Here is a 12,410-nt window from a genome sequence, read left to right as displayed (position 1 = left end):
CAACGCAAATGTAAACCAAGCTTCACCTTAAATCCAAAACGATATTGAACAAATTGCTTGGTAAGCTCCACGCCCCTGCCGCAATTGGGTCACCCCCTCATCATGTGGGTCACGCAGGTTGTTTGGACATTCTGACGACACATGGTTCCGGGGGGGACCTCTTGCATGTCATCTTTATCATTTTCATTCTACGTCACCGATCCCGGTGACATAGGTTTTTCGCATATCACCGATCTGATGGTCGTGGATGTCGGCGGCGTGGCACAGCTTTACAGTAGCACGCGGTATGACGGTGTGCTGCGCCAGTGGGACATCGAAAGCGGTGTGCTGCGCCTCGGTGACAGTGACCCCTTTGCGGGCGGGCTGATCGCCGGTGGGACAGGAAGCATCACCAGCCTGTCTAATGGTGTGCTGGTGGGCGGCGGTTCGGGTGGCGCGCTTGAAATCGTCAGCCTTGGCACAGATGGCGGCTTTGATGCGTCGGTCGCGTTGACCGACCTGCCACCTGCCTTTCAAGGGTTCCAATATGGGACGACCCTGAACATGTCTGACGGTATCCAAGTGGTGTTTGGCGCATTGGCGGGGCAGACAGGGCTGGCGCGTCTGACCTTTGATGCGGGCGGTGCTTTAACGGGTCACACGGTCTTGCAGGATGCAACGCAAGGCACGGCCTCTGGTATCGCTGCGACCACCGCCGCGACCGTCGCCGGGCAGCACTTCATCGTCACAGCCAGCGCCTTGCAAAACAGCATCACCGCAAGGGCGGTAGATGATGCAGGCATCATCACCAGCGAGACGACCATTAACGCCGATGACGGGCTTTGGGTCAGCGCGCCAACAGCGCTTGAGGCCGCCACAGTCGGCGATAGCACCTATCTGGTCCTTGCCGCTGCCGGAACAGACAGTCTGAGCGTGGTTGAACTGGGCGCTGATGGCAGCATGATCGTCCGCGATCATGTGCTTGACAGCCGCGATACGCGCTTTGGCGGGGTCACATCACTGGAGGTGATCACGGCACAGGGCAAAACCTATGTCATTGCAGGCGGGGCGGATGATGGCATCTCTGTCTTTCTTTTGCTTGAGGGTGGTTTGCTGGTCCACCGTGATGCGATGGAGGATACCGATGATTTCGGCCTTGATAACATTAGCGCACTTGCAGCCGCAGCCCGCAACGCAGGGATCGATATCTTTGCGGCCAGCAGCAGTGAGACCGGCGTGACACAGCTACGGTTTGATACAGGGCCGCCCGGTCAGACATTTACGGCTGTCGTGGATGGTGATGTACTGACCGGGACGACAGGTGGCGATATCCTGCAAGGCCATGACGGTGACGACATCATCAATGGCGCGGGTGGCGACGACATTCTGCGCGACGGCTTGGGCAGTGACATCATGACAGGTGGTGCGGGCGCAGATGTGTTCATCCTGTCTGCCGATGGTGAGACCGACACGATCACGGATTTCACCGTGGGTGAGGATAAGATCGACCTGTCACTCTGGCCGATGCTGCGCGACATCAGCCAGTTGTTCATTACGCTGCAACCTGATGGCATGCGGATCATCTATGGGGATGAGATGCTGAACGTCATCAGCACCGATGGCACCCCGATTGACTATCGCATGCTGAACACAGCTGATCTGATTGGTCTGTCACGGCTGCCCGTTGACCTGCGGCCCGGCTATCCCGGCCCCGCGACACCTACGCCGCCGCTGGGCGAACCACCCACTGAGCCTCCGACGGTCGACGCTGGCGCAAACAACCCGATGACCGCTTGGCAAATGATCAAGTCAGGCAACATTGATCTGCTGCGCGGTGCGGTCAGCGATGAGGCCGGTGGCATGGTCATCGATGGCAGCGACGCATCTGAAACGATTACGGGTGGTGCCGGGTTTGATCTTGTCTTTGCCGGTGGTGGCGATGACATCCTGCACGGAGATGCAGGTGATGACGCGCTTTTTGGACGTGCTGGGAATGACAGGTTATCGGGTGATCAGGGGGCGGATACATTGCTTGGCGGTGCGGGCGCGGACATCCTTGATGGCGGATTGGGGCAGGATATGCTGATCGGCGGCGCAGGGGCTGATACGTTCATCTTCAACAGCGGCACCGATGAGATTGCCGATTTTGAACAAGGCTTGGACCAGATCATCCTTGATCCCTCGCTTTGGACCGGTCTGACCTCAGCCGCGGATTTATTGTTCCTCTACGCTGATTTCACGGATGGGCAGGCGATCATTGACTTTGAGGACGGCAACGTCCTGATCATCAACGGGATCACGGATTCCAATGCATTCGCCGATGACATTGCACTGTTCTAAGGTCAGTTGGCGTTGGCGAGGCTATTTACCGTACTTGTCAGGCTGAACAATGACAACGCAGGGCCAAGCGCGCTTTCGGTGCCGTAAATCAGATCATCGCCTTCCAGCATAAAGTTCCGGGCCGAAAACAGCCCATCAGCTGAGGTCAGATCGATGTTGAATACGACGCGTTCCTGTGGGGGGCCGGCGATGCCGTCAGACACAGCACTCGAGGCGTATTCGCGCAGGATCAAAATCCCCTCGGGATTTGCGCTGCTCGCGTTCACCCCGCCGATAAAGGCAAGCGCTTCGAGAGCGGAAAACTCAACCTCTGGGAAATCAACGACAGACTGGCTGCCTGTGGCCCCAAGGGCAATGAACTTGCGGGCGTCGTCTTCCACATAAACACGGTCACCGCCGCGCATGGCGATGTTGGCGGTAGGGTCCCGTAGTAGCTGTTCAAACGGGATACCAAAGGTGCGCGACCCGCGCACAAGACGGACCTGAGGCGAGTTCAACTCGGGGTTCGGCCCGCCTGCCTGCGACATCAGATCAAGGATCTTCACGTTGCGATCAAGCAATGGATAAAGGCCCGGCGCCACAAAACCAGATGCCAGATTTGCGGTATTCGACGACCCCGGCTCGACCGAAAGCTGGACCTGAGCGGAGGGTACCGTTCTGATCAGCTCTTCTTCGATACGCTGACGCGCCGTGTTTGGCGCCATGCCAGCTACACGTAAATCCCCGATGTAGGGTACGAAAATCCGGCCATCTGCACTGACCGTTTCGGGCTGCAACGGCGTGACACCGGCGACCCCGAAGATCGAGTTCTCTTCGGCATCCCAGATCGTGATTTGTACAATGTCGCCTGCAGCAATCATCAAGGATGCCGGCTGTTCTTGCGCAACAATCCACGGCAGCGTCGCATCGCCGGTCACTGGCCAGCCTTGCAGAACGGGCAAGGTATCGCGGTTCACTTCATAAACAGCAAAATCATAAACCGGTTCTTCACCTTCGACAGCCGTATTGGCGTTGGACGCCGCCAGAACCTCTGACTGGAAACCAGCACCGCGGGGCAGACCGCAACTGGCAAGGGCAAAACAAGCGACAACGGCAACAAATCTTTGAAAGAGCAAACGTGATTCCTTTCGAGCAGCCCGAGGAACCTACACCGCAAAAGTTGTATGCAACAGCACTTGCTAAGGAAAATCATTCTGAAAGCATGGCAATCAGAAGTCGATGGCGAGGCCCTTCTTCTCCCAATCGCCATAGCGCACGGGTTCAGGTCCGTCGCGCCCACCCAATTCGGTAGGCAGCGCTGGGCTCTCAGCCTTTTTGCGGCGTTCTTCGGCCTCGGCCAACGCGCGTTGTGCGGCAGGTGGCAGGTCTTTGGGCTGATCAGTCATGGGACATGCACTCCTTGTCGATATCATTGGATTGATATACGCCCCCGCCACCCGGCTTCAAGTGAGACACCCATGAACCAGACAGGCCTGCCCGCCCGCCGCACTGCGCATTACCTGCTGATGGAGATCACCGGCGAAGGCCGTTTAATGGCCGAACTGATCGCCGGTGGTGCATTGGCGCGCCTTGAAACCGACGACCGCGCACGCGCCCAGCGCCTTGCCACGGATGCCTTGCGCGGGCTGGACCGCGCCGACAGGATGCTGAAACCGTACCTGAAGAAAACACCTCCCGATCACGTGATGAATGCTCTGCGCCTTGGAGTGATTGAACTGTGCGGTGGCGAAGCTGCGCATGGCGTGGTCAACGCCTATGTTGAAATTGTCGCCCGCAACAAACGCACTCAGGCGATGAAGGGGCTGACCAACGCCGTTTTGCGCAAAATCGCGGCTGAAGGCCCCGAGGGCTGGAATAAACGTGCTATCCCGCTGACGCCTGGTTGGCTGCGACAACCGCTTGTCGCCGCTTGGGGACGTGACGCGGTTGAGGGGATGGAGGCCGCCCATTTTGCAGGGGCGCCTTTGGATTTATCCGCGAAGGGCAATGCAGAGGCTGTCGCCAAAGCACTGGATGGCAACCTTTTGTCCACTGGTTCAGTGCGGTTACAGAACGCGGGGCAGGTTTCGACCCTCAGGGGCTACGCGGAAGGTGATTGGTGGGTACAAGATGCAGCGGCGGCCATTCCGGTTAAGCTGCTGGGTGACGTTAAGGGCCTTAGGGTACTGGATCTCTGTGCAGCACCTGGCGGCAAAGCGATGCAACTGGCCGCCTTGGGCGCAGATGTCACTGCTGTTGATATCTCTGAGAAACGGATGGAGCGCATTGCCGAAAACCTTACCCGCGTCGGTTTGACAGCGGCTTGTGTAGTAAGCGACGCCTTTGCCTTTGATCAAACGGGTTTTGACGCCATCTTGCTTGATGCCCCTTGTTCGGCCACCGGCACCATCCGCCGCCACCCTGATCTGCCCTATGCCAAGGACGGGTCAGAGTTTGGCGCGCTTATTGATCAGCAAGAGGCGATGATTGATCACGCGCTGACCCTATTGAAACCCGGTGGGCGGCTGGTCTTTTGCACATGCTCGCTCTTGCCTGATGAAGGCGAGGTGCAGGTAGAAGAGGCGCTTGCGCGGCACCCGGACCTGAGGACCGAGGCTGATGCCTTGCGGATCAACGGCATCGACGCCGATTGGATCACGGATGAAGGCGGCCTGCGGCTGCGACCGGATTATTGGCCAGACATCGGGGGAATGGATGGCTTCTATATGGCGGTACTGCGAAAGCCTGCGTGACTTAGGGATCTGCTTTTTCTATGGTTTGCCTAACCGATTTACAACGTAGGCAAATCAAGGCTACAGGCATTGGCCCAGATAACAACATGGCGTGAACGCAGGGCGCGCTTTATGCACCGCCACCATGCGCGGCGCGCCGGTCGTATGGCACTGGCGACAGAATTTGTCGCCACACCCGAACCGCGCACCATTGGGGTGTCAGAACGCGGTGCGCAGCTGATTGCAGGCAAATTTCTGTTCTCTGGTCTGTTCGTTGAAGGCAAAAACTATACCGTTTGGGATATCGCCGAAGCCTACCCCGACGTTGCCGATGAAATCCATGGCTGCGATTGGCTGGATGATCTAGTTGCTGTCGGCGACAAGACCGCGCAGGCGTTGGCACAAAAATGGGTTTTAGCGTGGATGGCAAAATATGGTGACGGGCGCAGCGGTGGCTGGATGCCGGGCATCACAGGGCGCCGCCTGATCCGGTGGATCAACCACGGGCCGTTTCTGCTGCGTGGAAAAGATGAACCCACTTCGGCAAAGTTCTTTCAAAACCTTGCGGGCCAGACCGTCTTTGTCGCGCGCCGTTGGAAGACGACCAAGCCCGGTCTGCACCGGTTTGAGGCCTTGGCAGGCACGGTCTACGCCAGCCTGTCGCTGCAAAGCCTTGAACACCATGCAGAGGGCGCAATTGTGGCCCTTGCACAGGATTGCGCCGCGGCGATTGGCCCTGATGGGTCTATCGTCACGCGCCAGCCCGAAGAACTGCTGGATATTCTTGGCCTGCTGAACTGGACATCACAAACGCTGACCCATGCAACGCGCCCGATCCCATCCGAGATATCGGACGCTATCGCCCGCATTGTCCCGACTTTACGGGCCTTGCGGCATGCAGACGGCAGTTTGGCCCGCTTTCATGGCGGTGGTGAGGGTGTTGACGGGCGGTTGGATGCAGCCCTGTTTGCATCGGGCATCAAGACACTGCCCAAAGACCAGACCCATATGGGTTTCGCCCGCCTTGCCGCAGGCCGCACGACGCTCATCGCCGATGCAGCGGCCCCGCCGGAAGGCCGCGCTTCGGCGCAGGCGCATGCCAGTACGCTGAGTTTTGAACTGACCTCAGGGCGCAGGCCCCTGATCGTGAACTGCGGCTCCGGCGCGCGTTTCGGCGATGAATGGCGGCGGGCCAGCCGCGCGACACCCAGCCATTCCACAATGATGATCGCTGGTGCATCATCCTCGCATCTTGGGCCGAAAGGGCGGATGCCCAATGGGGACGAGTTGCTGACCGAATTGCCGACACGCGTGCAGGCCGAATTTTCTGCAACGCATATGGGACGCAAGTTAGAGCTGTCGCACAATGGCTATCAGCGCGCATATGGTCTGACACATGCGCGTGTCCTGATGCTTTCCGCGAATGGCCGGTCCTTGGTTGGCGAAGACATGTTCAGCACGCTGGGCCCGGACGATCAGACCGTCTTTGACCATGCTTTGCCGCAAGAAGGCTTGCCCTTCGTGATACGGTTTCACCTGCACCCAGAGGTGAAACCGGCGATTGATGCCGAAGGGACAGCCGTCTCTCTTACCCTGAAATCGGGGGAAATCTGGGTTTTACGGCATGATGGGGCGGCGAAACTTAGCCTTGCACAGTCGGTTTACCTACAAAATCGGCAATTAAAGCCGGTTGCCACCCAACAGGTGGTTTTATCCGGGCGCGCAATGGCCTATGCGACGCGTGTTCGTTGGTCATTGGCCAAAACGCCAGATACGCCCCTCGCGGTGCGTGACTTTGCGCAGGCCGATTCATTGGACGCGATTGACTAGCCTCTTCTTAAGGACCCACATGACCGATCTTGCCCCGCTGCGCCGCGCCTTGCTTTCTGTATCTGACAAAACCGGGTTGACCCACCTTGGACGCGCGCTTGCCGCGCGCGGGGTTGAATTGCTGTCAACGGGCGGGTCAGCCAAGGCGCTGCGCGATGCCGGGCTTGAAGTGCGCGATGTGGCCGATGTCACCGGGTTTCCAGAGATGATGGATGGGCGCGTCAAGACGCTACATCCGGTTGTGCATGGCGGTCTGTTGGCCCGCCGTGACCTTGAAGGGCACCGCGATGCGATGGTGGAACACAACATCGGGCCGATCGACCTGCTGGTGGTGAACCTTTATCCGTTTGAAGAGACCGTTGCGAAGGGCGCCGATTTCGATACTTGCATTGAAAATATCGACATTGGTGGGCCCGCCATGATCCGCTCTGCCGCCAAGAACCATGCCTTTGTGAATGTCGTGACAGATGTCGAGGATTATGACGCGCTGTTGGCTGAACTGGACGCCAACGATGGTCAAACCACGCTGGCGCTACGTCAACGTCTTGCGCTGACGGCCTATGCCCGGACCGCCGCCTATGACACTGCCGTCAGCACCTGGATGGCTGGTGCGATTGGGGCAGAGACACCGCGCCGCCGGTCGTTCAGCGGCACTTACAAGCAGACGATGCGCTATGGCGAAAACAGCCACCAGTCAGCCGCGTTTTATACCGATGGCACAGACCGTCCCGGCGTGGCCACTGCGATGCAGCATCAAGGCAAAGAGCTGTCCTACAACAACATCAATGACACTGATGCTGCGTTTGAACTGGTCGCAGAGTTTGACCCTACCGATGGCCCCGCCGTGGCCATCATTAAACACGCCAACCCTTGCGGTGTGGCGCGTGGTGCTACGCTGCTAGAGGCCTATCAGAACGCTTTCGATTGCGACCGCACCAGCGCGTTTGGTGGAATCGTTGCGCTGAACCAACCTCTGGATGAGGACACCGCCAAAGCGATTGTCGAGATTTTCACCGAAGTCGTCATAGCACCGGGTGCCTCAGACGCCGCCAAGACTGTGTTTGCTGCCAAGAAAAACCTGCGCTTGTTGACCACCGATGGTTTGCCAGATCTGAAAGCGCCGATCACGACCTATCGTCAGGTTGCAGGCGGGATGCTGGTACAAGACAAGGACACGGGCTTTGTCAGCATGGATGACCTGAAAGTGGTGACGAAGGTTGCCCCGACAAAAGCGCAGATGGCCGATCTTCTTTTCGCGTGGAAAGTCGCCAAGCACGTCAAATCCAATGCCATCGTCTATGTGAAAGACACGGCAACCGTCGGCGTCGGGGCTGGCCAGATGTCGCGCGTTGACAGCGCATTGATCGCCGCCAAAAAGGCTGAGCGCATGGCAGCGACGATGGGATTGCCTGAACCGTTGACCAAAGGCTCTGCCGTCGCATCCGACGCGTTCTTCCCCTTCGCTGATGGCCTGATGGAGGCCGCTGCTGCAGGTGCCACCTGCGTGATCCAGCCCGGCGGGTCCATGCGCGATGACGAAGTGATTGCCGCAGCGGACGAGGCTGGCATCGCCATGGTCTTTACCGGCATGCGCCACTTCCGGCACTAAGAGGTCTGCAATGCGGTTGATGTTCATGACGGCGCTGTGGATTTTCCTGCTTGATCAGGTGATCAAGTTCTTCGTGCTCTTCAACGTCTTTGGGCTGAAGTGGGCGCAGGTGACGGTACCTTCTGACCAACTGCCCTACCCCCAATCGATTGAGGTGTTCCCGCCTTTCCTGACCTTGCGGATGGCATGGAACCGCGGCGTCAACTTTGGCCTGTTTGCAGAATTCGACATGCGCTGGGTACTGATCGCCGTTGCCTTTCTGATCACAGCGGGCGTGATCTGGTGGCTCAACAAGGTTGGCGGGACCAAATGGGTTTATATCTCAGGTGGGCTTTTGATTGGTGGGGCGATGGGCAATGTCATCGACCGGTTCTTTTATGGGGCGGTTGCGGATTTCATCAACATGTCCTGCTGCGGGATCAACAATCCTTATGCGTTCAACGTGGCTGACATCTGTATTTTCATAGGCGCAGTCGGGCTGGCGTTTCTTGCCGATGACAAAAAGAAATCAGCGTGACGTCCCCCCGACCATGAGGTACACACCCCAAGAACACCCTGAGGGATTTTTGATGCGCGCGCTTTCTTTCTCTGTTCTGGCCCTGATCCTGATCACCGCCTGTGGCAACACAGACCGGCCTTTGCGTGACTTGCAGTCTGCAGGCGGTGGCCCTGACGAATTTGCAGTGATCCCGCTTGACCCGCTTGAAATCCCCCAGACCCGTGATCTGCCGACACCGACACCGGGGGGGACAAACCGCGCGGACCCATCACCAAACGCTGACGCGATTGTCGCACTCGGTGGGTCGCCATCGGCACAGATCGCAGGCGGCGTGCCTGCGGGTGATGCCGCCCTTGTGGCGCAAACCAGCCGCTATGGCGTAGATCCGAATATCCGGGCAGTCCTCGCCGCAGAAGACGAAGCCAGACTGAACCGCGCGCGGCGGTCAAACGTCATCAACCCACTTGGGCGTGATCGATATTTCCCCGCTTACCGCCGCGAGGCGCTAGATGCATCTGCTGAACTGGCACGGCTGCAAGATTTGGGCGTGCGTGTGCCACAGGTGCCCAGTGAAACCGTTGACGCAGGCGAAACTGCTGGTTCGGGACTTTTGGGTCGGCTTGGCGTGGATGAAAACTGCGTCTTCACCACTGTTGGATCACCCGATGGCCGCCTGCGCCGCGTCTGTACGGACGACGCAGCCGAATAACCCTACCTCACATCCGCGTATGGTGCCTTGAACATGGGCCAAAGCAGCGTAGGTATCGGGACAACCAACGAAAAAGGATGCCCATGACACGTTTGTTTGCCGCGCTGGCCATCATGATATCAGCCATGGCCGCACAGGCCGAAGAGGTCACCACCTACACGCTTGATAACGGGATGGAGGTCGTCGTGATCGAAGACAACCGCGCGCCCGTTGTCGTTCATATGTTATGGTACAAGGTGGGGTCCGCGGATGAACCCGCCGGCACATCCGGCATCGCGCATTTTCTGGAACATTTGATGTTCAAGGGCACAGACGTTCTTGCTTCGGGTGAATTTTCTTCCATCGTCGCGGCCAACGGTGGCAGCGACAACGCTTTTACCAGCTATGATTATACGGCCTATTTCCAACGGGTCGCCGCTGACCGGCTTGAGCTGATGATGCAGATGGAGGCCAGCCGCATGAACAATCTGGCGATCACGCCAGAGGAAGTCAGAACAGAGCGTGGCGTAATCCTTGAAGAACGCAACCAGCGCACCGAAAACGACGCAAACGCACTGGCGCAGGAACAATTCCGTGCAGCCCTGTATCAGAACCACCGCTACGGCGTGCCCATCATCGGCTGGAAGCACGAGATGGAACAGTTGGACCTGCAAGACGCGCTTGATTTCTACGACCTCTATTATGCGCCCAACAACGCCATTCTGGTTGTCGCGGGTGACGTGAAACCAGAGGAGGTCCTCGCACTGGCTGAACAGTATTACGGTGTCATACCGGCCGAAGACCAACTGCCCCTGCGCGAACGCCCGCAAGAACCGCCCCAACGGGCCGAGCGGCGGATGACCTATGTGGATGCCCGCGTCAGCCAGCCTTATGTGGTGCGCAGCTATCTGGCCCCTGAACGCGATCCCGGCGCACAGACCGAGGCCGCCGCATTGGTCTATCTGGCCGAGTTGCTGGGCGGGTCGCCATTTACGTCCGCCCTTGGGCAAGCGTTGCAATTTGACAGCCAGACGGCGATCTACACCAATGCATCCTACAGCGGACAATGGTTGGATGACGGTACATTTTCATTCTCATTGGTCCCGGCAGAGGGTGTCAGCCTGTCTGAGGCAGAGGCTGCGATGGATGATGTGATCAGCACCTTCATGGAAAGCGAAATTGACCCCGCGCGCATGGACAGCATCCGCACCCAACTGCGTGCGTCAGAAATCTACGCGCTTGATAACACGCAACGGTTGGCCCAGCGCTATGGTGCGGCCTTGTCGCAAAGCCTGACGGTCGAAGACGTGCAGGTCTGGCCAGACGTTCTGCAGGCAGTCACTGCCGAGGATGTCAAAGCGGTTGCCGCCAAGGTTTTCGACCGTAAGCATTCCGTCACCGGCTGGGTCGTATCCAATGAAGAGGAGGCACGCTGATGCGCCGTTTTCTGATTGCCATTTGCCTGACTGTCCTCGCAACAACAGCACGGGCCGAGATTGACATCCAAGAGGTCACATCCCCCGGCGGCATCAATGCATGGGTGGTGGAAGAACCCGCCATCCCTTTCATTGCACTTGAATTACGGTTCCGGGGTGGTGCCTCTCTTGATCTGCCCGGCAAACGCGGGGCCACAAACCTGATGACGGCACTGTTGGAGGAAGGCTCTGGTGACATGTCAGCACAGGAATTCCAGTCCACGCTGGAAGACCTTGCCGCAAGCATCAGCTTTCGCGCCTCTGATGACAGTATCTCAATTTCTGCGCGCTTTCTGACGGAAAACAAGGAAGACGTGCTCGCCCTGCTGCGCCAAGCCTTGCTGGAACCCCGCTTCGATCAAGAGGCGCTCGACCGGGTGCGCGCGCAGGTGCTGTCCGGCATCGCCAGTGACGCTAAAAGTCCCAATGCGATTTCAAGTGCCGTGTTCAATGCGGCCGCCTACGGCGACCACCCTTACGGCTCTGCCATCGACGGCACGGCTGAAACGGTTAACGCGTTGACCAGACAGGATATGATTGACGCCCACCAAAATGCACTGGCGCAAGGGCGCATTTATGCCTCGGTCGTTGGTGATACCACCGCTGATGCCGTGAGCGGTCTGCTGGATGATTTGTTGGGTGACTTGCCACAGGAAGGCCCCCCCCTGCCAGACGACATCACATATGATCTGGAAGGTGGCGTCACCGTTGTGGATTTCGATACACCGCAATCTGTTGCCCTTTTCGGTCACCGCGGCATGAAACGCGAAGATGAGGATTTCTTTGCCGCTGTTATCGTCAACCGGGTGCTTGGCGCGGGCGGTTTTGAATCGCGCCTGATGACCGAAGTGCGCGAAAAACGCGGGCTGACCTATGGCATTCGATCTTACCTTGTGCCGCGGTTCCATGCCGAGGTGATGTTGGGCTCTGTCGCGTCATCGAACGAAACCATTGCCGAAGCAATTGAAGTGACACGCAATGAATGGGCGCGCATGGCAGATGAGGGCATGACGGCCGAGGAGCTTGACGCCGCAAAGACCTATATGACTGGCGAATATCCACTGCGGTTTGATGGCAATGCCGAGATTGCCAAGATCCTGGTAGGGATGCAGATGATCGGGCTGACACCGGATTATGTGATCAACCGCAACGACTTGGTCGAGGCGGTGACGCTGGACGATGTGAACCGGGTCGCATCCGAGTTGCTGCAACCAGAAAACTTGCATTTCGTGGTGGTCGGTCAACCGGTCGGACTGGAAAGCACGCCGTAAAGACCCCC

Annotated in this window: 10 protein-coding genes; 8 read left to right on the top strand and 2 right to left on the bottom strand. The window is 58.3% G+C overall.

The window, feature by feature from the left end; genetic code table 11:
- The first annotated feature begins 165 nt into the window (after nt 1-165).
- Nucleotides 166-2,319 (top strand): calcium-binding protein, encoded by a 2,154-nt coding sequence (locus BC777_RS17935; protein ID WP_100369584.1) that lies wholly within the window; start codon nt 166-168, stop codon nt 2,317-2,319.
- 2 nt (nt 2,320-2,321) lie between these two features.
- Here BC777_RS17935 and BC777_RS17930 read toward each other — a convergent pair whose 3' ends face one another.
- Together BC777_RS17930 and BC777_RS17925 are read right to left on the bottom strand one after the other, a co-directional pair.
- Nucleotides 2,322-3,434, bottom strand: a complete 1,113-nt coding sequence (locus BC777_RS17930; RefSeq protein ID WP_100369583.1) for a polysaccharide biosynthesis/export family protein — start codon at nt 3,432-3,434, stop codon at nt 2,322-2,324.
- Between the two features lie 93 nt (nt 3,435-3,527).
- Complete coding sequence (locus tag BC777_RS17925; RefSeq protein ID WP_100369582.1) at nt 3,528-3,704, bottom strand: DUF1674 domain-containing protein; 177 nt, start codon at nt 3,702-3,704, stop codon at nt 3,528-3,530.
- A 72-nt stretch (nt 3,705-3,776) separates the two neighbouring features.
- On the opposite strand from BC777_RS17925, the gene BC777_RS17920 reads away from it, so the two are divergent.
- The 7 genes from BC777_RS17920 to BC777_RS17890 all read left to right on the top strand — a co-directional run bounded on the left by BC777_RS17920 (nt 3,777) and on the right by BC777_RS17890 (nt 12,402).
- Nucleotides 3,777-5,051 (top strand): RsmB/NOP family class I SAM-dependent RNA methyltransferase, encoded by a 1,275-nt coding sequence (locus tag BC777_RS17920; protein ID WP_100369581.1) that lies wholly within the window; start codon nt 3,777-3,779, stop codon nt 5,049-5,051.
- A gap of 69 nt (nt 5,052-5,120) precedes the next feature.
- Nucleotides 5,121-6,860 (top strand): heparinase II/III family protein, encoded by a 1,740-nt coding sequence (locus BC777_RS17915; RefSeq protein WP_311135480.1) that lies wholly within the window; start codon nt 5,121-5,123, stop codon nt 6,858-6,860.
- A gap of 19 nt (nt 6,861-6,879) precedes the next feature.
- Nucleotides 6,880-8,469: a bifunctional phosphoribosylaminoimidazolecarboxamide formyltransferase/IMP cyclohydrolase gene (purH, locus tag BC777_RS17910; protein WP_100369579.1), complete on the top strand. Its 1,590-nt coding sequence runs from the start codon at nt 6,880-6,882 to the stop codon at nt 8,467-8,469.
- A 10-nt stretch (nt 8,470-8,479) separates the two neighbouring features.
- On the top strand, nt 8,480-8,986 hold the full coding sequence (locus BC777_RS17905) for a signal peptidase II (protein WP_168769215.1): 507 nt from the start codon (nt 8,480-8,482) through the stop codon (nt 8,984-8,986).
- A 52-nt stretch (nt 8,987-9,038) separates the two neighbouring features.
- Nucleotides 9,039-9,677 (top strand): DUF3035 domain-containing protein, encoded by a 639-nt coding sequence (locus BC777_RS17900; RefSeq protein WP_100369698.1) that lies wholly within the window; start codon nt 9,039-9,041, stop codon nt 9,675-9,677.
- Nucleotides 9,678-9,760: 83 nt separating this feature from the next.
- Nucleotides 9,761-11,092, top strand: coding sequence for a M16 family metallopeptidase (locus BC777_RS17895; RefSeq protein WP_100369578.1), 1,332 nt, complete (start codon nt 9,761-9,763; stop codon nt 11,090-11,092).
- Nucleotides 11,092-12,402, top strand: a complete 1,311-nt coding sequence (locus tag BC777_RS17890; protein WP_100369577.1) for a M16 family metallopeptidase — start codon at nt 11,092-11,094, stop codon at nt 12,400-12,402. Before BC777_RS17895 ends, BC777_RS17890 begins: the two co-directional genes overlap by 1 nt.
- Nucleotides 12,403-12,410: the final 8 nt, after the last annotated feature.

It is taken from the genome of Yoonia maricola (assembly GCF_002797915.1).
Classification (GTDB): Bacteria; Pseudomonadota; Alphaproteobacteria; order Rhodobacterales; family Rhodobacteraceae; genus Yoonia; species Yoonia maricola.
Note: the sequence above shows the minus strand (reverse complement) of the source record. Positions and strands in the feature narration are given on the sequence as shown.